Here is a 23,350-nt window from a genome sequence, read left to right as displayed (position 1 = left end):
CGCCCTGCACAACATATTCCCCACCGTGGCCCGCAACTTCCGCACGACACGCACCTCCCCCCGCTCTGCCCCGCGCGCAGCGTGGGGCTGGGCATGGGCCGGTGCGTTGGCCGGCGTGCTGCCCGCCGTGGTGGCCTTTGCGCCCGCGCACTGGCTGGCGGGTGGCGTGGCCAGCGCCACCCAAGGGCAGGTGCTGTTGCTACAGCCCCGTGGCACGGTATGGACCGGCTCGGCCCAACTGGTGCTGACTGGCGGCCAGGCCAGCAAGGACAGCGCCGCCCTGCCCGGCCGGGTGGACTGGCAGCTGCGCCCTACCTGGGGTGGCCTGCGCGCCCAGGTACAAGCGGGTTGCTGCACCCCCGAGCCCCTGCAAGCCCAGGTACACGCGCGCTGGGCAGGCCTGCAGGTCACCGTGGCCGACAGCCAGAGCCAGTGGCCTGCCGCCCTGTTGGCGGGCCTGGGCACCCCCTGGAACACGCTGCAACCGCAGGGCCAACTGGCCCTGCAGACGCGCAACCTGGCCGTGCAATGGGCCGCTGGCCGCATGGTGCTGTCGGGCCAGGCCCAGATGGATGCGCGGGCCATGTCCTCGCGCCTGTCCACGCTGCGCCCCATGGGCAGCTACCGGCTGGTGCTGCAGGGCGGCGAGGTGCCCACGCTCGCCCTCAGCACGCTCGACGGGGCCTTGCAACTGAGCGGCAGCGGCCAGTGGGTGGGCAACCGCCTGCGCTTCGCGGGCGAAGCCAGCGCCGCCCCCGAGCGGGAGGCCGCGCTGTCCAATCTTCTGAACATCATCGGACGGCGCAATGGCGCGCGCTCCATCATCACCGTGGGTTGAATCTATGACTTTCCTGTTTGCTCCACGCCTGCGTTTCACTCTCAAAACCATAGCAGCCAGCGCAATACTTACCTGCGTCTGTGGTCAGATTGGCGCCCAGACGGCGGTGGACACCCGCACCGGCAGCGTACGCCCCAGCGAACCCGTCACGCTCAACTTTGCCAATGCCGAGATCGAGGCCGTGGCGCGCACCATGGCCACCATCACCGGCCGCAACGTGGTGGTGGACCCGCGTGTGAAAGGCCAACTCAACCTGGTGACCGAACGCGCCGTGACGCCTGCCGCAGCCTTCCAGCAGTTCCTGGCCGCGCTGCGGCTGCAGGGCTTCACGGTGGTGGAGGCGGCGGGCCTGTACAAGGTGGTGCCCGAGGCAGACGCCAAGCTGCAGGGCGGCAGCGTGAGCGTGGTGCAGGGCAACGCGGGCAGCGCGCCCGGCGGCGGGCAGATCGTCACGCAGATCTTCAAGCTCAACTTCGAAAATGCGGCCAATCTGGTGCCGGTGCTGCGCCCGCTCATCAGCCCCAACAACACCATCAACGTGAACCCCGGCAACAACTCGCTGGTGATTACCGACTATGCCGACAACCTGCAGCGCCTGGCGCGCATCGTGGCGGCCATGGATGTGTCCAACGCCAGTGATGTGGAGGTGATTCCGCTCAAGAACGCGATTGCCAGCGACCTGGCACCGCTGGTGTCGCGTCTGATCGACGGCGGCAGCGCCAACGGGGGCGCCGCAGCTGCGGCCGCACCCGGCCAGGCCGACACGTCGTTCAAGACCACCCTGATCGCCGAGCCGCGCAGCAACTCGCTGATCCTGCGCGCCGCCAACCCGGCCCGCGTGGCCCAGGTGCGCGCACTGGTGGCCCAGTTGGACCAAGCCCCCGCACCCGGCAGCAGCGCCGCCAGCGGCAACATCCACGTGGTGTATCTCAAGAACGCCGATGCCACCAAGCTGGCCACCACCCTGCGTGCCGCCATGGCGGCCATGGGCGGCGGCAATGGCGGTGCGGCCAGTGGCGGTGGCGGTGCCAGCGCACCTGCTCCCAGCACGGGGCTGAGCACCGGGGGCATGCTGTCCACCAATGGCAGCTCGTCCGGCGGCAGCAGCACCAGCGGCGGCCTGGGCTCCAACGCCAGCGCCATGGGCACCAGCAGCACCAACAACAACCAGCCCTCCACCGGCGGGCAGATCCAGGCCGACCCCACCACCAACTCGCTCATCATCACCGCGCCCGAGCCGCTGTACCGCCAGCTGCGCGACGTGATCGACAAGCTCGACGGCCGCCGCGCGCAGGTGCTGGTCGAGAGCCTGATCGTCGAAGTCTCTGCCAACAAGGTGGCCGAGTTCGGCATTCAGTGGCAGGGCATTCTGGGCAAGAACGGCGATGGCACCGTGGGCGTGATCGGCACCAACTCCGGCCAGGCGGGCGCCAACATCCTGAACGTGACGGCCGCCCTGGCCTCAGGCTCCACCACCTCCATCGCATCGGCGGCCAGTTCGCTGGGCAAGGGGTTGAACCTGGCGCTGGCGCCGCGCATCAACGGCCAGTATTACCTGGGCGCGCTGGCCAACTTTCTGCAGAACAGCGGCGACGCCAACGTGCTCTCCACCCCCAACCTGATGACGCTGGACAACGAAGAGGCGCGCATCATCATCGGCAACAACGTGCCGTTCGTGACCGGCTCGTACGCCAACAGCACGGGCAGCAGCACGGTGAACCCGTTCACCACGGTGGAGCGCAAGGATGTGGGCCTGATGCTCAAGGTGCGCCCGCAGATCAGCGAGAACGGCACGGTGAAGATGGCCATCTACCAGGAGGTCTCCAAGATCGACTCCTCCACCCTCAGCAACGCCAACGGCCCCACCACCAGCAAGCGCTCCATCGAGTCGAACGTGGTGGTGGACGACGGCAGCATCATCGTGATCGGCGGCCTGCTGGAAGACAGCTACTCGCAAGGCCAGGACAAGGTGCCAGTGATGGGCGATATCCCGGTGCTGGGCAACCTGTTCCGCAGCGAGAACCGCACCCGCAACAAGACCAACCTGATGGTGTTCCTGCGCCCCATTGTGGTGCGTGACAACGCCACCAGCGACGCCCTGATGATGGACCGCTACGAGGCCATCCGCGCATTGCAGCAGACCACACAGCCCGCGCCCAGCGTGGTGATGAAGTCGGTGTCGGGCGCACCCATCCTGCCTGCGCTGCCACAGCGCGCTGAGCCTGGCGTAGCCACCCCGCCTGCGCAGCCGCTGGCCCCGCTGCCCGCAGAGACCTCGCCACGCTGAAGGGCCGCCACGCATGCGCCACCCCCTGCCCTACGCCTTTGCCCGCACCGCCCAGCTGCTGCTGGAGGACGACGGCCACCAACTGGTGCTGTGGCACGGCCCCAGCCCCGACGCGGGCGCGCTGTCCGAAGTGCTGCGCAAGCACCCGGTGCAGCAGTTGCTGCAGCTCGATGCCCCCGCCCTGGCCCAGCGCATCAGCGCGGCCTATTCGCACAGCGAATCGAGCGCCGCCACCGTGGTGAGCGAGGTCGAGAGCGACGCCGACCTCTCGCGCATGATGCAGGAGCTGCCGGCCGTCGAGGACTTGCTGGAATCAGCCGGCGACGCGCCCATCATCCGTATGCTCAACGCCCTGCTCACGCAGGCCGCACGCGACGGCGCGAGCGACATCCACATCGAGCCCTACGAGCGGCACAGCAGCGTGCGCTTTCGTGTGGACGGCACGCTGCGCGAAGTGGTGCAGCCCAACCGCGCGCTGCACGCTGCGCTGATCTCGCGCCTGAAGATCATGGCCGACCTGGACATCAGCGAAAAGCGCCTGCCGCAGGACGGCCGCATCAGCCTGCGCCTGGGCACACGCGCCATCGACGTGCGTGTGTCCACACTGCCAAGCGCCCATGGCGAGCGCGCCGTGTTGCGCCTGTTGGACAAGAGCGAAAGCAAGCTGAGCCTGGAAGCCGTTGGCATGCAGGGCGAGACGCTGCGCCGCTTTGAAGGCCTGATCAGCCAGCCGCACGGCATCATCCTGGTGACCGGGCCCACGGGCTCGGGCAAAACCACCACGCTGTATGCGGCGCTGGGTCGGCTCGATGCCACGCGCAACAACATCATGACGGTGGAAGACCCCATCGAATACGAGCTGCCGGGCGTGGGCCAGACGCAGGTCAACAGCAAGATCGAACTGACCTTTGCCAAGGCCCTGCGCGCCATCCTGCGGCAGGACCCGGACATCATCATGATCGGCGAAATCCGCGACTTCGAAACCGCGCAGATCGCCATCCAGGCCTCGCTGACGGGCCACTTGGTGCTGGCCACGCTGCACACCAACGACGCCTCCAGCGCCGTGACGCGCCTGACCGACATGGGCGTTGAGCCGTTCCTGCTGTCGTCGTCATTGCTGGGCGTGCTGGCCCAGCGCCTGGTGCGCAAGTTCTGCAGCCACTGCCACGGCAGCGGGTGCGAGCACTGCGGCCAGACCGGCTATACCGGCCGCACGGGCGTGTTTGAGTTGCTGGTGACCACGGACGCAATCCGGGCGCAGATCCACAACCAGGCATCAGAGGCCGACATCCGCGCCGCCGCCATGGCCGATGGCATGGCACTGATGCGGGATGATGGCGAGCGCCTGATTGCCGCTGGCATCACCAGCCGCGAAGAAGTGCTGCGGGTGACGCGGGACTGATCTGCTATATATCTGATAGCTGCTAACGCATGAAGCGCTAGCGCTACCAGCCAAAAACACCTGAAATTACCGGATCTGCAGCGCAGGTCGGCGCCCCACCTGGGCCATAGCGGGTGCGGCAGGCGCAGCAGGTGCAGAGGTGCTGAACGCCGCGGACGCCGTTGCGCCATCCTGCAGCTTGAACTGGCTCACCGCACTGGTCAGCTGGTGCGCTTGCTCGCGCAGCGACTCGGACGCTGCGGTGGACTCTTCCACCAGCGCCGCGTTCTGTTGGGTCATCTGGTCGAGCTGGGTGACCGACTGGCTGATCTGGCCGATGTTGTCGCTCTGCTCGGCCGACGAGGCGGTGATCTCCGAAATGATGTCGGACACGCGGCGCACGCTGCTCACGATCTCGGTCATGGTCTGACCGGCCTGGCTCACCAGACGCGAGCCGTCTTCGACCCGCTCCACCGACGAACCGATCAGACCCTTGATCTCCTTGGCCGCCTCGGCGCTGCGCTGCGCCAGGTTGCGCACCTCGCTGGCCACCACGGCAAAACCCCGGCCCTGCTCACCGGCACGAGCCGCTTCCACGGCAGCGTTGAGCGCCAGGATATTGGTCTGGAACGCGATGGAGTCGATCACCCCCGTGATGTCGGCAATCTTGCGCGAGCTGGTGGTGATCTGGTCCATGGTGGTCACCACCTGCGACACCACGGCACCGCCGCGTGCAGCCACTTCGGCGGCCGACGAGGCAAAGTCGCTGGCCTGGCGCGAGGCCTGGGCGCTTTGCTGCACCGTACTGGTCAGCACCTCCATCGATGAGGCGGTTTCTTCCAGGTTGGCAGCCGTCTGCTCCGTACGGTGGCTCAGGTCGTGGTTGCCGCTGGCGATCTCGGAGCTGGCGGTGGAGATGTTGCCCGCCGCGTCCTGCACCTGGCGCACCAGGTCGCGCAACGAGTCCTGCATGCGGCCCATGGCGCCCACTAGCTGGCCCACTTCGTCCTGGTTCATGGCCGCCACATCGCGCGACAGGTCGCCACTGGCAATGCGTTCGGCCAGCTCCTGCGCCTGTCCGAGGGATTTGGTGATGGAGCGCACGCTGAAGAACGTGAGCGGAATCAGCACCGCCAGCGCCAGCACCAGGCCCACGCCAATCAGTGCAGCCATGGTGGAGGTGCGCGACTCCACGCCCGCGCGGGCCTCGTCCATCTGTGCGCGCGCCGAGGCGGCCAGGCTGGAGAACAGCTTGTCGGTGGCCTCCATGTGGACCTTCAGGCGATCAGCGTAGGCGCCGCCCCCTGCACCGTCGAGCTGCGCCCCCTCGATCTTCTCGAAGATGGGCGAAATGCCGGTTTCGTACTGCTTGATCTCGTCCAGGGACTTGTCGATGGAGGCGACGAACTCTGCGTCGCCCGACTGCACTTGGCGCACATCGGCCAGACTCTTGCGCAGAGAGGCCAGGGTCTTGGCCCAGGTCTCGCGCAGGGAAGAAACCTCGACCGTGTTGTTGAAGTTGATGATGATGTCTTTTTCGGTCCGGCGCAAGTCACCCAGGGTGGTGCGCAGCTCGGACATGTCGGTCAGCGTCTGAACCCGCTGGGAAAACAGCTCCTGCAGCGTGCCGCGCGTTCGGTCCAGGGCCACATAGCCCATGGCACCGATGACGACCAGAAGAATCAGGGAAAAGACGGTTCCGAAATAGAGACGCGTGCGGATGGAGAAGCGGCCGAGAGCATTCATGGCTCTTCCTTACATTTTTTAACAGACTACCCAGCATAGCAAATTTGGTGCCACACCCACCAACCGACCTTCTGGGCCGGACGTTGGAGGAAATATAGGCCCAGCCGCTGCCCTCGCCGCACAGGGTAAGCACGGCCCCGTGGCCCTTTTGTAGGGAAACCACGGGGCCAGTAGCCGCTCTTATCCAGTGGACCGAATCGCGCCCATCAGACGGGCTTGAGCGGGATGTACAACTCGCCCCCACCCTTCTGGAACTCCGCCGCCTTGGTCTGCATGCCCTGAGCCAGGGCTTCGGCCTCGGCCACGCCCTTTTGTGCGGCGAAGTCGCGCACTTCCTGGGTGATCTTCATCGAGCAGAACTTGGGGCCGCACATCGAGCAGAAATGCGCCACCTTGGCCGAATCCTTGGGCAGGGTCTCGTCGTGGTATTCCTTGGCCGTTTCGGGGTCCAGGCCCAGGTTGAACTGGTCCTGCCAGCGGAAGTCGAAACGCGCCTGGCTGAGCGCATCGTCGCGCGAGCGAGCGCCGGGGTGGCCCTTGGCCACATCGGCGGCGTGGGCGGCGATCTTGTACGCAATGATCCCCTGCTTCACGTCGTCGCGGTCGGGCAGTCCCAGGTGCTCCTTGGGCGTCACGTAGCACAGCATGGCCGTCCCCATCCAGCCGATCATGGCCGCGCCGATGGCCGAAGCAATGTGGTCGTAGCCGGGGGCGATGTCGATGGTCAGCGGGCCCAGGGTGTAGAACGGCGCTTCGTGGCAGGTCTTGAGCTGCTCGGTCATGTTGGCCTGGATCATGTGCATGGGCACATGGCCGGGGCCTTCGATCATGGTCTGCACGTCGTGCTTCCACGCCACCTGGGTCAGCTCGCCCAGCGTGTGCAGCTCGGCAAATTGTGCTTCGTCGTTGGCATCGGATGCGCAGCCGGGCCGCAGGCCGTCACCCAGGCTGAACGACACGTCGTACGCCTTCATGATGTCGCAGATGTCCTCGAAATGCTCGTACAGGAAGCTCTCGCGGTGGTGCGCCATGCACCACTTGGCCATGATGGAGCCCCCGCGCGAAACAATGCCCGTGCGGCGTTGTGCCGTGAGGTGGATGTAGGCCAGGCGCACACCCGCGTGGATGGTGAAGTAGTCCACGCCCTGCTCGGCCTGCTCGATCAGCGTGTCGCGGAAGATTTCCCAGGTCAGGTCTTCGGCAATGCCGCCCACCTTTTCCAGCGCCTGGTAGATCGGCACGGTACCAATCGGCACCGGCGAGTTGCGCACGATCCAATCGCGTGTGGTGTGGATGTTCTTGCCGGTGCTCAAGTCCATCACGTTGTCAGCCCCCCAGCGGATCGCCCACACCAGCTTTTCCACTTCTTCTTCAATGCTGGAAGTGACGGCTGAGTTGCCGATGTTGGCGTTGATCTTGACCAGGAAGTTGCGGCCAATCACCATCGGCTCCACCTCGGGGTGGTTGATGTTGGCGGGGATGATGGCACGGCCCCGGGCCACTTCGTCGCGCACGAATTCGGGCGTGATGATGCGCGGGATGCTCGCGCCCATGGGGTTGCCCATCAGGCGCTTCTCACGGCCTGCATCGGCCATGTACTGCTCCATCCACTCGCGCTTGCCGTTTTCGCGGATGGCCACGTATTCCATCTCGGGCGTGATGATGCCCTTCTTGGCGTAGTGCATCTGCGTGACGTTGGCACCGGCCTTGGCACGCAGGGGCTTGCGCTGCAGCGCGGCGGCCTCCGCACGCAACTGGGCGAGGCGGGTGGCGTCTTCGCTCTTTTGCCCATCGTCCAGCGCCACGGGGGCGCGGCCTTCGTAGTGCTCCACATCGCCACGGCCGGTGATCCAGCCCCCGCGCACACTGGCCAGGCCCTGGCGCACATCGATCACTGCGGTCGGGTCGGTGTAGGGGCCGGAGGTGTCGTACACGCTGACCAGCTCGCCGTTGGTCAGCGCAATGTCGCGCACGGGCACGCGCAGGTCGGTGTGTAAGTGGCCGGGGATGTAGGCCTTGCGCGATGCGGGGAAGGGCTCGCGCGTGCGGGCGAGCAGTTCGGCAAACTTTTCGGGGGTGGCCAGCTTGGCGTGGGGGTCGGGGGCATTCATGGGGCAGGTCTCCTGGTTCCGGGGCGGTGGGTTCTGCTCCGGAATGGACCTGTGCGCCCCTCGGGTGGCTGCGCATGGCAGCACCTGAGGCAAGGCGTGCCCACAGGGAGTGCGGGCACGGGGACAAGGAGGTCGGCTCTTCTTCCGCCGGTATGAACCGGATCAAGTTCGTCGGGTTCGCAAGCTGGCTTGAATTTCTTCAAGCCTCTTGCATCTCAGCGCATCAGCACACCCCGGAGCAGGCGCGAGTATAGGGCAGAGGAAAAACGGGGCAGCAGAGCCCGTGCATCAGCAGATGCATCAGGCCAGGCGGCCGATGAGGATCACCGCAAAGAAAAACACAGCGGCAATCACCGTCCATTTGAGGATGACAAGCCCCAGGCGCTTGTAGCGCGGCTGCCCTGTGCCCGCGTAAAACGCAAACGACACGGCAGCCGCCAGAAGCAGCAGCATGGCCAGCCAGCGAAAGATCAACATGGCGGGCCTGCTCTACCAGGCGCGCGCGGGTTGCGCGAAGCCGGTGGGGGCCTGGCGCTCGTCCTCGAACGTGACCACCTCCCACGCATCGCGCTGGGCCAGCAGCTCGCGCAGCAGCAGGTTGTTCATGGCGTGGCCCGAGCGGAAGGCGCTGTAGGCGGCCAGCAAGGGCTTGCCAATGAGGTACAGGTCGCCCATGGCATCCAGGATCTTGTGCTTGACGAACTCGTCGTCGTAGCGCAGGCCGTCGCTGTTGAGCACCTTGTAGTCATCCATCACGATGGCGTTGTCCAGCCCGCCGCCCAAGGCCAGACCGTTGGAGCGCATCATCTCCACGTCGCGGGTGAAGCCAAAGGTGCGCGCGCGGGCGATGTCGCGGCTGTAGTTGCCTTGCCCCAGGTCAAACTCCACGCGCTGGCCGGTGGAGTCCACGGCCGGGTGGTCAAAGTCGATCTCAAAACTGAGCTTGTAGCCGTGATACGGCGTGAGGCGTGCCCACTTGGCGTTGGCACCTTCGCCCTCGCGCACCTCCACAGGGCGGGTGACGCGAATGAACCTTTTGGGCGCGTTTTGCAACTCCACGCCGGCGCTTTGCAACAGGAACACGAACGAAGCCGAAGACCCGTCGAGGATGGGGACCTCTTCGGCCGTGATGTCCACATAGAGGTTGTCGATACCCAGCCCGGCACAGGCCGACATCAGGTGCTCCACAGTATGCACCTTGGCATTGCCCACCGCGATGGTGGACGCCAGCCGCGTATCCGTGACGGCCTCGGCTCGGATGGGAATGTCCACCGGCTGGGGCAGGTCCACCCGCCGGAACACGATGCCCGTGTCCGGCTGTGCGGGCCGCAGGGTCAACTCGACCCGCTGGCCGCTGTGCAGACCCACGCCTACGGCACGGGTCAGGGTCTTGAGGGTGCGTTGCTGGAGCATCTTCGTATTTTAGTTTCTGCGCGCCGCCCCGCACGGACTGAGGTCTTGCCTGCGATACAGGGTACACGCCACACCTGGAACGTTTGCGCCCATAAGTAGAGCTACCGCCGCGTTTTCCCCTACAGCGCAGGCCCCATGGTTCGCCGCACAATTTGGAATCAGAGGGCCTTGCAAACACACCACATGCCTACACCGCACACGCCCCACAGGAGACTCCCATGAGCAAGCTCAGTTTCAAGATGAAAGTCATGCTCATGATCGGCACCGCGCTCACGGCGCTGCTGATCATGGCCATCCTGTCACTCCTTCAGGAGCGGCGACTAATCACTGAATCCCGCAAGGACCTGCTGACCACGGCCGTACAGTCCGCCCACAGCATCGTGGTCGGGTACCAGGCCAAGGCTGCGAGCGGCGCCATGTCGGTAGAAGACGCGCAGAAGGCGGCCAAGGATGCCCTGCGCATTGCCCGCTACGGCGGCCCCGAGGGCAAAACCGAATATTTCTACATCTGGACCACCGAAGGCGTGGGGGTGATGCACCCCTTCAAAGCCGAGTGGGACGGAAAGGACATGCTCGGCAAGGTCAAGGACGGCTCGGGGGTGGACATCATCGGCTTGCTGGTCAACGGCATGCGCAGCAGCAAGGACGGCAAAGCCTTTATACCCACCATGTTTGCGCGCCCCGGCCAGCAGACGCCTGTGCCCAAGTTGCAGTACATCGTCAAGGTGGACGGCTGGAACTGGATGGTGGGCTCCGGGCTATATACAGACGACGTGGATACCATGCTGCGCAAGGCGCTCTTGTCGAGCTTGGTGTTGGTGGTGGCGGTTTTCGCTGCTGTGGGGCTGATCGGCACACTCGTGTCTCGCTCGGTGCTGCGCCAGATTGGTGGCGAACCCACCCACGCCATTGCCATCATGTCGGAGGTGGCCGAAGGCAACCTGGACGCGCAAATCCCGGCCGCCCCGCCGGGCTCCATGCTTGACGGCCTGGCCCACATGGTCACCTCGCTGCGCAAGCTGGTGACCGAGGTGCGCTCGGCCACCGACAGCATTGCCACAGCGTCCAGCGAGATCGCCCAGGGCAACAACGACCTGGCCCACCGCACCGAAGACACGGCCAGCAACCTGCAGACAACGGCCAGCAGCATGGAGGAGCTGACCAGCACCGTCAAACAGACGTCCGACTCCGCCCAAACCGCCAACCAGATGGCAACGTCAGCCGCCGAAGTGGCAGCGCGCGGGGGCGAAGTGGTGTCGCAGGTGGTGTCCACCATGCAGGACATCAATGCCAGCAGCAAGAAGATCAGCGACATCATCGGCGTCATCGATGGCATTGCGTTCCAGACCAACATCCTGGCGCTCAACGCCGCTGTAGAAGCCGCCCGTGCGGGCGAACAGGGCCGGGGCTTTGCCGTGGTGGCGGGCGAGGTGCGCAGCCTGGCCCAGCGCAGCGCCGAGGCCGCCAAGGAGATCAAGTCGCTGATCGGCGCGTCGGTCGAAAAGGTCGAATCCGGCACGGCCCTGGTGGGCAATGCAGGCGCCACCATGACCGAGATCGTGGCCAGTGTGCAGCGCGTGACCGACATCATTGGCGAGATCCGTGCGGCCACGTCCGAACAGAGCCAGGGCATCGCACAGGTCAACACGGCGATGAACCAGCTGGACCAGATGACCCAGCAGAACTCGGCGCTGGTGGAAGAGTCCACCGCCGCAGCCGACAGCCTGCGCGAGCAGGCCATGAAGCTCACCCAGGTGGTGGCGCTGTTCCGGGTGAATGGCAGCACCTCAGCGTCCGCCCCGGTCAGCCGGCCCGCGCCTGCCCCACGCCGCCCCGTGGCAGCCCCCGCAGTGCGAGCTGCTGCACCCCGCCCTGCCATTGCCAAGACGCCTGCAGCCCCCCGCCCCGCAGCAACGCCGGCGCCCAAAGCGGCCTTGCCGCCCAAGGCCAGCAGCCCCAGCAAGCCTGCGGCGGACAACAACGACGATTGGGAATCCTTCTGACCCGGAAGAGGCCGCACACCTCGCGGACCTGAGCAAGCGCGAAACCGCGCTGCACCCCAAAAAAGAAGCCCTGCCAGCGAACGCTGGCAGGGCTTCTTGTCTTACGGCCCGAGAACGGGCACGTATTCAGCGATCAGTCGGCTTGCTTGCGCAGGAAGGCCGGAATCTCCAGGTCATCCATGCCGCCAGACGACAGGGCATCCACGCGGGCTGCAGCCTGCGTGCGGTTGGTGCGCCACACGCTGGGCACCGACATGCTGCCGTAGTCGGCCTGTGCGCTGCCTGCATGGCCGCCTTGCACACCCACGGCGCCACCCAGCGTGCCCACACCGGCCACAGGCATCTGGTAGGCCATGTTGTCCGTGCCCGTGCGCAGGCCACCCTGCACCACGGAGATGGGCTGGCGACGTGCATTGGCACGCGACAGGCCCGTGGCCACCACGGTCACGCGGATCTCGTCGCCCAGGGTTTCGTCATAGGCGGCGCCGAAGATCACGTGCGCGTCGGTCGATGCGTAGGCATTGATGGTGTTCATGGCCTGGCGCGATTCAGACAGCTTGAGGCTGCCCTTGCTGGCCGTGACCAGCACCAGCACACCCTTGGCGCCCGACAGGTCGATGCCTTCGAGCAGCGGGCAGGCAATGGCTTGCTCGGCAGCGATGCGCGCGCGGTCCGGGCCGCTGGCGGTGGCCGTGCCCATCATGGCCTTGCCGGGCTCGCCCATCACGGTGCGCACGTCTTCAAAGTCCACGTTCACCTGGCCGTACTCGTTGATGATTTCGGCAATGCCGCCCACGGCGTTCTTGAGCACGTCGTTGGCGTGGGCAAAGGCCTCGTCCTGGGTGATGTCATCGCCCAGCACATCGAGCAGCTTTTCGTTGAGCACCACGATCAGCGAGTCCACGTTGGCTTCCAGCTCGGCCAGACCATCGTCGGCGTTCTTCATGCGGCGACCGCCTTCCCAATCGAAGGGCTTGGTGACCACACCCACCGTCAGGATGCCCATCTCCTTGGCCACGCGCGCGATCACGGGTGCAGCACCGGTGCCCGTGCCACCGCCCATGCCCGCCGTGATGAACAGCATGTGTGCGCCGGAAATTGCCTCACGGATGTCCTCCACCGCTGCCTCGGCCGCATCGCGCGCCTTCTCGGGCTTGCCGCCCGCGCCCAGGCCGCTGCCACCCAGCTGGATGACGCGGTGCGCCGAGCTGCGCGTGAGCGCCTGTGCATCGGTGTTGGCGCTGACAAACTCCACGCCCTGCACGCTGCGGGCAATCATGTGCTCGACGGCGTTGCTGCCGCCGCCGCCCACACCGATCACCTTGATCTGGGTGCCCTGGTTAAATTCTTCGGCTTCGATCATTTCGATGGTCATCTTGGAGCTCCTGGTTCTAAATTCGTATGCAATTGCCAAATGGGGAATGGGGTTGTAGTGGCCGATGAGCGCGGCGGGCCTGTGCATCGCCATCGCTCGCGTGCAGTGATGTGCGGGCTACCACGGGCCAACCAGAGTGGGTATTTCATGGTCAGAAATTCCCCACGATGAAATCTTTGAAACGCCCGAATGCGGTCTTCATGGACCCGCTCTTCTGAGCCACCTTGAAGCCGCGCAAGCGTGCCAGGCGCGCTTCTTCGAGCAACCCCATCACGGTGGCAGCACGGGGCTGGGCCACCATGTCCGCCAGGGCGCTGGAATACTTGGGGATACCGCGCCGCACGGGCTTGAGGAAGATGTCCTCGCCCAGCTCGATCATTCCGGGCATCACCGAACTGCCGCCGGTGAGCACGATGCCCGAGGACAGCACTTCTTCATAGCCCGACTCGCGCACCACCTGCTGCACGAGCGAGAAAATCTCTTCGACGCGCGGCTCGATCACACCGGCTAGCGCCTGCTTGCTCAGCATGCGCGGGCTGCGGTCACCCAAGCCGGGCACTTCCACCTGCGCCTCGGGGTCGGCCAGCAGTTGCTTGGCGTAGCCGCTCTCCACCTTGATGTCTTCGGCGTCCTTCGTGGGCGTGCGCAGCGCCATGGCAATGTCGCTGGTGATGAGATCGCCCGCAATCGGAATCACCGCCGTGTGGCGGATCGCGCCGCCGGTGAAGATGGCCACGTCGGTCGTGCCCGCGCCAATGTCGACCACCACCACGCCCAGTTCGCGCTCGTCGTCGGTCAGCACGGCCTGGCTGCTGGCCAGCGGGTTCAGCATGAGCTGCTCGACCTCCAGGCCGCAACGGCGCACGCACTTGATGATGTTCTCGGCCGCGCTCTGGGCGCCAGTCACGATGTGGATCTTGGCCTCCAGGCGGATGCCGCTCATGCCGATGGGCTCCTTCACATCCTGCCCGTCGATCACAAATTCTTGCGGCTCCACCAGCAACAGGCGCTGGTCGCTGCTGATGTTGATGGCCTTGGCCGTCTCCACCACGCGCGCCACATCGGCCGAGGTGACTTCCTTGTCCTTCACCGCAACCATGCCGCTGGAGTTGAGCCCGCGAATGTGGCTGCCGGTGATCCCGGTGTACACACGCTGGATCTTGCAGTCGGCCATCAGCTCGGCCTCTTTCAGCGCCTGCTGAATGCTTTGCACGGTGGCGTCGATGTTGACCACCACCCCGCGCTTCAGACCATTGCTCGGGGCCACGCCCAAGCCTGCGAGTTTGAGCTCGCCATTGGGCAGAACCTCGGCCACCACGGCCATGACCTTGGCGGTGCCAATGTCCAGCCCCACGACGACGTCTTTGTATTCTCTTGCCATATCAGTCTCTGCCCTTCTAGGTTCTGTCCCGCTGTCCCACCAACCCCTCGCACCGCCCTCTCGGGGCCCGCAGCGTGCTGCGTGCTGTCCTGTCTTGCGTCATGCCATCACCTCTTGCGCACGGCGGCCGTGCCTGTTGCGTCTGCAGTCACCGTGGTCACACCCCGCAGGCGCAGGGCATATCCCCCGGCGTGGCGCAGGTCCGCCGACTCCAGCGCGTCCACGCGGCGGCCATACTGCGCGGCCACCTGGGTCAAGGTGCGCACAAAACGCTGCGTGCGTTGCACCACTTCCTGCGGCGTACCGCCCCCCAGCTCGACCACCGCCTCGCTGTCGAGGGTGGCGCGCCAGCCGCCTCGCCCTGTCAGTTCCAGCTCTTCCACATCCAGCCGCAGCGGCTTGAACACTGGCTCCAGCAGCCCGTACATCTGCAGCACTTCGGCCGAGCTGCCGGTGGGCCCCTGCAGGCGCGGCAGGCCTTCCTGCTCCACATCGCCCACATTGGCCTCGAAGACTTCACCCTGGCTGTTGACCAGTGCTGAGCCGGTGTCCGGCCCCCAGTACGCCACCGCGTCATGCTCCTGCAGCTCCACACGCAGGCCACCGGGGTACACCCGGCGCACCTGCGCGCGTCGCACCCAGGGCACCTGCTCGAAGGCCTCTCGGGCGGTACGCAGGTCCACCGTGAAGAAGTTGCCCGCCAGGTGCGGTGCCACGTTGGCCCGCAAGGTCACCGAGTTGTTGTGCACCAGCTCACCCTGCACCACGATGCGTGCGATGGCAAAGCCCGGGTACCGGAGCACCCACCACGCTCCCGCTGCCAGCACAGCCATGGCGCAGCCCACGAACAGGACCGATGCGGTCAGGTTCATCAGCTTGACGTCCAAGGGTGCAGGCAGCGTCTGGGTCATCAGGCAGCCTTTGGCTTTGCGGGCGTATCCAGCGCCGCATCCGCGAGGATGCGCAGGCACAGTTCCTCATAGCTGATGCCCGAGGCCCTGGCCGACATGGGCACCAGCGAATGCCCCGTCATGCCGGGCGACGTGTTCATCTCCAGCAGGAAAGGCTTGCGGTCGCTGGCGCGGATCATCAGGTCGGCGCGACCCCAGCCCCGGCAACCCAGGGTGCGGTAGGCCTCCAGCACGATGCGCTGGATCTCGCGCTCCTCGGCCTCGGGCAGGCCGCTTGGGCACTGGTACTTCACATCGTCGGTGAAATACTTGTTCTGGTAGTCGTAGGCGCCATCGGGCGCCACGATGCGAATCACCGGCAGCGCGCGCGCGCTGGCACCCTGGCCCAGCACGGGGCAGGTCACCTCCTCGCCCTCGATAAATTCTTCGCACAACACATCGGGGTCGTACTGGGCAGACAGCTGTACGGCCTCTTGCATGTCCGAATAGCCACGCACCTTGGTCACGCCGATGGACGAACCTTCGCGCGGCGGCTTCACGATCAGGGGCAGGCCCAGCTCATCAGGCACGGTGCGCACCACCTCGCGCTGCTGGCGATCAGGTGCCAGCCACACGTAACGCGGGGTGGGCAGGCCCTCGGCCAGCCACACGCGCTTGGTCATGACCTTGTCCATGGCGATGGCCGAGGCCATCACGCCGGGGCCGGTGTACGGAATGCGCAGCAGCTCCAGAGCGCCCTGCACCGTGCCGTCTTCGCCATGGCGGCCATGCAGCGCGATGAAGCAGCGCGCATAACCATCGCGCTTCAAATCACCCAGCGCGTTCTGCGCGGGGTCGAACGCATGGGCATCAACGCCGCGCGAACGCAGTGCCTGCAGCACGCCGCTGCCAGACATCAGCGAAACCTCGCGCTCGGCCGAGTCCCCGCCCATCAGCACGGCGACCTTGCCCAGGGATTTCACATCAATATTTGAATCAAAAATGGTCATAGCGCGCGCCCTTCATGCGCTGATAGCTCATTATTTTGTAGCATTTCAACCACCTTGCCAGGCACGGCCCCAATGGAGCCAGCCCCCATGCACATCACCACGTCGCCAGCGCGTGCGTTGTCGGCAATGGCCTGGGGCAGATCGGCCACGTTGTCCACAAACACCGGCTCCACCCGCCCTGCCACACGCAATGCACGGGCCAGCGAGCGACCATCGGCGGCCACAACCGGCGCTTCACCTGCGGCGTACACCTCGGTGAGCAGCACCGCGTCGGCATTGCCAATCACCTTGACGAAATCCTCAAAGCAATCGCGCGTGCGGCTGTAGCGGTGCGGCTGGAAGGCCAGCACCAGGCGGCGACCAGGGAATGCACCACGCGCAGCGGCCAGCGTGGCGGCCATCTCCACGGGGTGGTGGCCGTAGTCGTCAATCACGGTGAACGTACCGCCGTCCTTGGCAGGCAGGTCGCCATAGCGCTGGAAGCGTCGGCCCACGCCCTTGAAGCCCGCCAGCGCACGCTGGACGGCTTCGTCCGGGATGTTCAGTTCCACCGCCACGGCAATGGCCGACAGCGCGTTGAGCACGTTGTGTTCGCCCGCGAGGTTGAGCACGATCTCCATGTCGGGCAGCGTGACGCCGTTGCGCCGCTGCACGGTAAAGCGCATCTGGCCCGCCTCGGCTCGCACGTTGATGGCGCGCACCTGCGCGTCTTCCGAGAAGCCGTAGCTGGTGATCGGGCACGTCACGCTTTGCAGGATGTCGCGCACGGCCGGGCTGTCCACGCACAGCACGGCGGTGCCGTAGAACGGCATGCGGTGCAGAAAATCGACAAACGCGCCCTTGAGGCGGCCAAAGTCGTGGCCGTAGGTCTCCATGTGGTCGGCGTCGATGTTGGTCACCACGGCCATCACGGGCAGCAGGTTCAAAAACGACGCGTCGGACTCGTCGGCTTCGACCACGATGTAGTCGCCGCTGCCCAGCTTGGCGTTGGCGCCCGCGCTGTTGAGCCTGCCGCCGATGACGAAGGTCGGGTCCAGCCCCGCCTCGGCCAGCACGCTGGTCACGAGGCTGGTGGTGGTGGTCTTGCCGTGCGTGCCGGCAATGGCAATGCCCTGCTTCAGGCGCATCAACTCAGCCAGCATGAGCGCGCGGGGCACCACGGGAATCTTCTTTTCGCGCGCGGCCAGCACCTCGGGGTTGTCGGCCGTGACGGCGGTGGACGTGACCACAGCATCGGCACCGTCGATGTGTGCAGCGGCATGGCCCAGGCAGGTCTTGATACCCAGCCCCTGCAGGCGGCGCAGCGTGGCGCTGTCGGCCAGGTCCGAGCCCGAAATGCGGTAGCCCAGGTTGAACAGCACTTCGGCGATGCCGCTCATGCCGGCACCGCCCAGGCCGACGAAGTGGATGTGGCGAATGGCGTGCTTCATGGTGTTGCAAGCTCCTCGCAGGCAGTCACCACCTCGCGGGTGGCGTTGATTTTTTGCATATTTTTGGCCTTGAGCGCTACATCCATCAGCATGGAGCGCTCTAATTTCAATAGCATTTCAGACAAACCCTCGGGCGTCAGGTCGCGCTGCTGCACCAGCCAGCCGCCCCCCGCATTCACGAGGAACTGCGCGTTGGTGGTTTGGTGGTCGTCCACCGCCGAAGGGAACGGCACAAAGATGGACGCAGCCCCCACGGCGGCGATTTCGGTGACGGTGCTGGCCCCCGCGCGGCAGACGATGATGTCGGCCGCCGCAAAGGCACTGGCGGTGTCGTCGATGAAAGGCGTCAGCTCTGCATCGACCCCGGCGGCGGCATAGTTGGCGCGCAGTGCGTCGATCTGCGTCGCTCCGCTCTGGTGGACCACGGTGGGGCGTTGTGCCGCAGGCATCAGGGCGACGGCCTGGGGCACGATCTCGTTGAGGGCACGCGCGCCCAGGCTACCGCCCACCACCAGCAGGCGCAGCGGACCGGTGCGGCCCGCAAACCGCTCGGCCGGGCCGAGCTGCTGTGTGAAGGCGGTGCGCAACGGGTTACCCACCCACTGGCCCTTCTTGAACACGTTGGGGAAGGCAGTGAACACCCGGTCGGCCACACCCGCCAGCACCTTGTTGGCCATGCCAGCCACCGAGTTCTGCTCGTGCAACACCAGGGGCTTGCCCGCGAGCACGCCCATCATTCCACCCGGAAAGGTGATGTAGCCACCCAGACCCACCACCACATCGGGCTTGACACGCCGCACCACCTGCAGGGCTTGCCAGAACGCACGCAGCAGGCGCAGCGGCAGCAGGGCCAGCGTGACAAGCCCCTTGCCACGCACACCCGAGAAGTCGATCAACTCCAGCGCAAAGCCGTGCGTGGGCACGATGCGCGACTCCATGCTGCCGGGCGCGCCCAGCCAGTGCACACGCCAGCCGCGTGCGCGCAATTCTTCGGCCACGGCCAGGCCTGGGAAGATGTGACCACCGGTGCCGCCGGCCATGATGAGGGCAGTCTTCTGGGCACTCATACGCGCCCCCCCCTCATGAGGAGTTTGTTCTCGTAGTCCACCCGCAGGACAACCGCCAAAGCAACCAGGTTCATCAAGATTGCAGACCCACCAAAACTCATCAGCGGCAGCGTGAGCCCCTTGGTCGGCAGCGCGCCCAGGTTCACCCCCATGTTGATGAAGGCCTGAAAGCCGATCCAGATCGCCACTCCCTGCGCCACCAACCCAGCGAATACGCGGTCCAGCGCAATGGCCTGACGGCCGATGTGCATGATGCGGCGCGTCATCCACAGGAACAGCACGATGAGCGCAACCACGCCCACCAAGCCAAACTCTTCGCCGATCACGGCCAACAGGAAGTCGGTGTGCGCCTCGGGCAGCCAGTGCAGCTTCTCCACACTGCCACCCAGCCCCACGCCAAAAACCTCGCCGCGCCCGATGGCGATCAGCGAGTGCGAGAGCTGGTAGCCCTTGCCCAGCGCGTGCTGTTCGCTGAAGGGGTCCAGGTACGCAAACACGCGCTCGCGGCGCCAGGGCGAGCTGGCAATCATCAGCGCGAAGGCGCCCACCAGCACCCCGGCGATCAGGAAGAACATGCGGGCATTCACGCCGCCCAGGAACAGGATGCCCATGGCGATCACGGCCACCACCATGAAGGCCCCCATGTCGGGCTCGGCCAACAGCAGCACGCCGACGATGGCCACCGCAGCGCCCATGGGCAGCACGGCGCGGAAGAAGCGCTCCTTCACCTCCATCTTGCGCACCATGTAGTCGGCGGCGTAGATCAGCACCGCAAACTTCGCGACCTCGGACGGCTGAAAGCCCACGGGGCCGATGGACAACCAGCGGCGCGCGCCGTTGACCACCTTGCCCACGCCGGGGATCAACACCGCCACCAGCATGAGCAGCGCCACGATGAACAACCAGGGTGCCACCCGCTCCCACAGCGCCATCGGTATCTGGAAAGCCAGCAGCGCCGCCACAAAACCCACCACCAGATACATCATGTGGCGGGTCAGGAAATGGGTGGACGCATAGTTGGCAAAGCGCGGGTTGTCCGGCATCGCAATCGACGCCGAATACACCATCACAAGCCCCCACGCCAGCAGTGCCACCACCACCCACAGCAGGGCCTGGTCAAAGCCCAGCACACTCGCTGGCGTGCTGGACGACTGGCGGTATTCGGTGCCGCCCACGCGCACGGGCAACACGTCGGCGGCCTTGCCGGGCAGGCCACCGAACCAGCCGGTCACGCGTTGCAACAGGGTGCTGGCGGGCGCCGTCATTGCATGCCCTCCGCCGACTGACCGGCATCGTCAGCCATGGCTCGCACCGTGTCGCAAAAGACCTGCGCACGGTGCCCGTAGTCCTTGAACATGTCGAAGCTCGCGCAGGCGGGCGACATCAGCACGGCGTCGCCCGCATGGGCGCGCTGCGCGGCCAGCGCCACGGCCTGGGGCAATGTCTCAGCGTCCAGCAGCGGCACACCTGCATCCTGCAGCGCGGTGCGGATCAGCGGTGCGTCGCGGCCGATCAGCACCACGGCACGCGCGTAGCGCGCCACGGGGGCCGCCAGCGGCGCAAAGTCCTGCCCCTTGCCTTCACCCCCCAGAATGACGACCAGACGCCGCTCGTTACCCAGGCCCACCAGTGCCGCCGCCGTGGCCCCCACGTTGGTGCCTTTGCTGTCGTCGAAATATTCCACGCCGTGGATGATGGCCACGGGCTCCACGCGGTGGGGCTCGCCCCGGTATTCGCGCAGGCCATACAGCATGGGCGCCAGGGGGCAACCGGCCGCCGAGGCCAGCGCCAACGCCGCCAGCGCGTTGGTCGCGTTGTGGCGGCCCCGGATGCGCAGCGCGTCGGCGGGGATGAGCCGCTGGATGTGCAGGTCTTCCTCCACCTCGTTGCGACCACGCTTGCGGGTTTCATCCGCATCCATGGCACGCACCAGCCAGGGCATACCGCTCACCACCTCGATGCCAAAGTCACCCGGACGCCGGGGCATGTCGCCACCAAAGGTGAGGTGGGCGCGTACCTGCGGCTTTTGCAGCTTGACCTTGACGGGTGGTGGAAGCATGGCCATCACGGCAGGGTCTTCGCGGTTCAGGATCATCAAGCCCGTCTGGCCAAAGATGCGCGCCTTGGCAGCGGCATAGGCCTCGATGCTGCCGTGCCAGTCCAGGTGGTCTTGTGTGATGTTGAGCACCGTGGCTGCCGTGGGCTCAAAGCCCGTGACGCCATCGAGCTGAAAACTCGACAGCTCCAGCACCCACACGTCGGGCAGGGTGTCGGCCTCCAGGTGCTCTGCGAGCGTATCGAGCAGGGTCGGGCCGATGTTGCCTGCCACGGCCACACGTTTGCCCGAGCGCTCCACCAGCTGGCCGGTGAGCGAGGTCACAGTGGTCTTGCCATTGGTCCCGGTGATGGCCAGCACGGCGGGGGCATACGCATGCGAGCTGCGCAACGCTGCCAGCGCCATGGCATACAGGCTCAATTCGCCGCCAGCGCTGATATTGCTTGCACGAGCCGCTTCAAAAACAGGAGCAACTGTCTCAGGGCTCAGCCCTGGCGAACGATAGACCGCCTGCAGGTCATGCCCTTGCACCAGGCTGGCATCGAATGCACCCGACACAAACCGCACCTGGGGCAGCTCCTGCTGCAGCGCGGGCAGTTGCGGCGGGGCAGCGCGGGTATCGGCCACGGTGACCTGCGCGCCGCAGCGCACGCACCAGCGTGCCATCGCCATGCCCGAAGCACCCAGGCCCAGGATCAGGATGTTCTGGTCTTGCAGCAGGTTCACAACACCCTCGCGCGCCGGGCCCGCAGACGCATCGGGAATCACGGACTCGTCGGTATCCACGGTGTCGGTGGTGTCTGCAACATCGGACGGCGCTGACTCGGGCGCGGCCACCTCGGCAAAGATCTGCGCCACGAAGTCCGCCGCAGCCTTGGCGGCAGAGACGGCAGGCACCGCCTCCGGGTTCCAGCCGGTATTGGTGCTCGGAGTCAATGGCATCGCGGGGGCCGCTTCAGAGCCCTCGGCTGCCGATGTGCCGCCTGGCACTTCGCTGCCAGATGCTTCAGGGTCCTGTACCGGACTCAGCTCGGGCGCAAGGGGAGCCGCATCCTGCAGTGCCGAATCAGCCCCTGGAGCGCCATCTGCGCCCACACCCGTCCCTGCCGTCGAGGGCACGGCCTCGGGCATACCGAGGGGGTCGGGAAGAAGGGGTTCGTTCGGGTTCATCGCAGTTTCAGCGTGGACAGGCCAATCAGGCACAGCAGCATGGTGATGATCCAGAAGCGCACGACGACCTGCGTTTCCTTCCAGCCGCTCTTTTCAAAGTGGTGGTGCAGGGGTGCCATCTTGAGCAGGCGCCGGCCTTCGCCGTAGCGCTTCTTGGTGTACTTGAACCAGGTCACCTGCAGCATCACCGACAGGGCCTCGACCACAAAGATGCCGCCCATGATGGCCAGCACGATCTCTTGCCGAACGATCACGGCAATGGTGCCCAGGGCACCGCCCAGCGCCAGGGCCCCCACATCGCCCATGAAGACCTGGGCCGGGTGCGCGTTGAACCACAGGAAAGCCAGCCCCGCGCCCGCCATGGCCGCGCAGAAGATCAGCAGCTCGCCCGAGCCCGGGATGTGCGGAAGGAACAGGTATTTGGAGTACACCGAGCTGCCGGTGACGTAAGCAAATACACCCAGTGCCGAGCCCACCATCACCACCGGCATGATGGCCAGGCCATCCAGGCCGTCGGTCAGATTCACCGCGTTGCTGGAGCCCACGATCACCAGGTAGGTCAGGATGACGAAACCCAGCACACCCAGCGGGTAGCTCACTTCTTTGAAGAAGGGCAGCTGCAAGCCCGCCTTGGGTGGCAGGTCCAGCGAGAAGCCCGATTGCACCCAGCCCACGAACAGTTCCCACACCTTGGCGTTGGAGCTTTCTGAGATGCTGAACACCAGGTACAGCGCGGCCATGAGGCCGATCACCGACTGCCAGAAATACTTTTCGCGCGAACGCATGCCCTCGGGGTCTTTGTTGACCACCTTGCGCCAGTCGTCCGCCCAGCCAATGGCGCCAAAACCCAGCGTAACGATCAACACGATCCAGACAAACCGGTTGGACAGGTCGAACCACAGCAGGGTAGAGATGGCGATGGACAGCAGGATCAGCACACCGCCCATGGTGGGAGTGCCACTCTTGGACAGGTGCGACTGCATGGCATAGCCCCGAATGGGCTGGCCGATCTTGAGCGAGGTGAGGATGCGAATCACCTTGGGGCCGGCCACCAGCCCGATGAGCAGCGCCGTCATGGCGGCCATCACCGCGCGGAAGGTGAGGTACTGGAACACCCGAAAGAAGCCGAACTCGGGCGACAGGCCCTGCAGCCATTGCGACAGCATCAGCAGCATGTGGTACCTCCGGCATG

Annotated in this window: 17 protein-coding genes and 1 riboswitch; of the genes, 4 read left to right on the top strand and 13 right to left on the bottom strand. The window is 65.8% G+C overall.

Annotated features, from left to right (window positions below; translation table 11 throughout):
• Positions 1 to 25: 25 nt before the first annotated feature.
• Genes gspN through OIN59_RS05610 form a run of 3 tightly spaced genes read left to right on the top strand, consistent with a single transcriptional unit; the run spans position 26 to position 4,527 of the window.
• A complete protein-coding gene (gene gspN, locus OIN59_RS05620) occupies positions 26 to 838 on the top strand; it encodes a type II secretion system protein N (RefSeq protein ID WP_274107938.1) in 813 nt (270 codons plus the stop codon).
• 4 nt (positions 839 to 842) lie between these two features.
• Positions 843 to 3,125 carry a type II secretion system secretin GspD gene (gspD, locus tag OIN59_RS05615; protein WP_274107936.1) on the top strand — a complete coding sequence of 761 codons (2,283 nt, stop codon included), beginning with the start codon at positions 843 to 845 and terminating at the stop codon, positions 3,123 to 3,125.
• Between the two features lie 13 nt (positions 3,126 to 3,138).
• The gene (locus tag OIN59_RS05610) at positions 3,139 to 4,527 is read left to right on the top strand and encodes a GspE/PulE family protein (RefSeq protein WP_274107934.1); all 1,389 of its coding nucleotides are present in this window, start codon (positions 3,139 to 3,141) and stop codon (positions 4,525 to 4,527) included.
• Positions 4,528 to 4,593: 66 nt separating this feature from the next.
• Here OIN59_RS05610 and OIN59_RS05605 read toward each other — a convergent pair whose 3' ends face one another.
• The 4 genes from OIN59_RS05605 to lpxC form a co-directional block, all read right to left on the bottom strand.
• Positions 4,594 to 6,252, bottom strand: a complete 1,659-nt coding sequence (locus tag OIN59_RS05605) for a methyl-accepting chemotaxis protein (protein ID WP_274107932.1) — start codon at positions 6,250 to 6,252, stop codon at positions 4,594 to 4,596.
• Between the two features lie 206 nt (positions 6,253 to 6,458).
• Complete coding sequence (thiC, locus tag OIN59_RS05600) at positions 6,459 to 8,336, bottom strand: phosphomethylpyrimidine synthase ThiC (RefSeq protein WP_274108083.1); 1,878 nt, start codon at positions 8,334 to 8,336, stop codon at positions 6,459 to 6,461.
• Positions 8,337 to 8,485: 149 nt separating this feature from the next.
• Positions 8,486 to 8,609, bottom strand: a riboswitch (TPP riboswitch).
• 54 nt (positions 8,610 to 8,663) lie between these two features.
• Positions 8,664 to 8,840: a hypothetical protein gene (locus OIN59_RS05595; protein WP_015012563.1), complete on the bottom strand. Its 177-nt coding sequence runs from the start codon at positions 8,838 to 8,840 to the stop codon at positions 8,664 to 8,666.
• Positions 8,841 to 8,852: 12 nt separating this feature from the next.
• Positions 8,853 to 9,776 (bottom strand): UDP-3-O-acyl-N-acetylglucosamine deacetylase, encoded by a 924-nt coding sequence (lpxC, locus tag OIN59_RS05590; protein WP_015012562.1) that lies wholly within the window; start codon positions 9,774 to 9,776, stop codon positions 8,853 to 8,855.
• A gap of 218 nt (positions 9,777 to 9,994) precedes the next feature.
• Here lpxC and OIN59_RS05585 point away from each other — a divergent pair, with 218 nt between their 5' ends.
• Complete coding sequence (locus tag OIN59_RS05585; protein ID WP_274107928.1) at positions 9,995 to 11,779, top strand: methyl-accepting chemotaxis protein; 1,785 nt, start codon at positions 9,995 to 9,997, stop codon at positions 11,777 to 11,779.
• 133 nt (positions 11,780 to 11,912) lie between these two features.
• Here the strand turns inward: OIN59_RS05585 and ftsZ are convergent, their stop codons facing one another.
• From ftsZ to mraY, 9 genes are all read right to left on the bottom strand, one after another.
• The gene (ftsZ, locus tag OIN59_RS05580; RefSeq protein WP_274107926.1) at positions 11,913 to 13,154 is read right to left on the bottom strand and encodes a cell division protein FtsZ; all 1,242 of its coding nucleotides are present in this window, start codon (positions 13,152 to 13,154) and stop codon (positions 11,913 to 11,915) included.
• A 151-nt stretch (positions 13,155 to 13,305) separates the two neighbouring features.
• Complete coding sequence (ftsA, locus tag OIN59_RS05575) at positions 13,306 to 14,535, bottom strand: cell division protein FtsA (RefSeq protein ID WP_015012559.1); 1,230 nt, start codon at positions 14,533 to 14,535, stop codon at positions 13,306 to 13,308.
• A gap of 107 nt (positions 14,536 to 14,642) precedes the next feature.
• Positions 14,643 to 15,446, bottom strand: coding sequence for a cell division protein FtsQ/DivIB (locus OIN59_RS05570; protein WP_274107923.1), 804 nt, complete (start codon positions 15,444 to 15,446; stop codon positions 14,643 to 14,645).
• Complete coding sequence (locus OIN59_RS05565; RefSeq protein ID WP_274107921.1) at positions 15,446 to 16,435, bottom strand: D-alanine--D-alanine ligase; 990 nt, start codon at positions 16,433 to 16,435, stop codon at positions 15,446 to 15,448. The genes OIN59_RS05570 and OIN59_RS05565 overlap by 1 nt, the downstream gene beginning before the upstream one ends.
• Complete coding sequence (murC, locus tag OIN59_RS05560; RefSeq protein ID WP_274107919.1) at positions 16,432 to 17,865, bottom strand: UDP-N-acetylmuramate--L-alanine ligase; 1,434 nt, start codon at positions 17,863 to 17,865, stop codon at positions 16,432 to 16,434. Before murC ends, OIN59_RS05565 begins: the two co-directional genes overlap by 4 nt.
• Positions 17,862 to 18,932, bottom strand: a complete 1,071-nt coding sequence (gene murG / locus OIN59_RS05555) for an undecaprenyldiphospho-muramoylpentapeptide beta-N-acetylglucosaminyltransferase (protein ID WP_274107917.1) — start codon at positions 18,930 to 18,932, stop codon at positions 17,862 to 17,864. Before murG ends, murC begins: the two co-directional genes overlap by 4 nt.
• Positions 18,929 to 20,197 (bottom strand): putative lipid II flippase FtsW, encoded by a 1,269-nt coding sequence (ftsW, locus tag OIN59_RS05550; RefSeq protein ID WP_274107915.1) that lies wholly within the window; start codon positions 20,195 to 20,197, stop codon positions 18,929 to 18,931. The genes murG and ftsW overlap by 4 nt, the downstream gene beginning before the upstream one ends.
• A complete protein-coding gene (murD, locus tag OIN59_RS05545) occupies positions 20,194 to 22,158 on the bottom strand; it encodes a UDP-N-acetylmuramoyl-L-alanine--D-glutamate ligase (RefSeq protein ID WP_407655057.1) in 1,965 nt (654 codons plus the stop codon). The genes ftsW and murD overlap by 4 nt, the downstream gene beginning before the upstream one ends.
• Complete coding sequence (gene mraY / locus OIN59_RS05540) at positions 22,155 to 23,333, bottom strand: phospho-N-acetylmuramoyl-pentapeptide-transferase (RefSeq protein ID WP_274107913.1); 1,179 nt, start codon at positions 23,331 to 23,333, stop codon at positions 22,155 to 22,157. Before mraY ends, murD begins: the two co-directional genes overlap by 4 nt.
• Between the last annotated feature and the right edge of the window lie 17 nt (positions 23,334 to 23,350).

The sequence above is a fragment of the Acidovorax benzenivorans genome, from assembly GCF_028680575.1.
Classification (GTDB): Bacteria; Pseudomonadota; Gammaproteobacteria; order Burkholderiales; family Burkholderiaceae_C; genus Acidovorax; species Acidovorax benzenivorans.
This window is presented reverse-complemented; position numbering and strand designations above follow the sequence as displayed.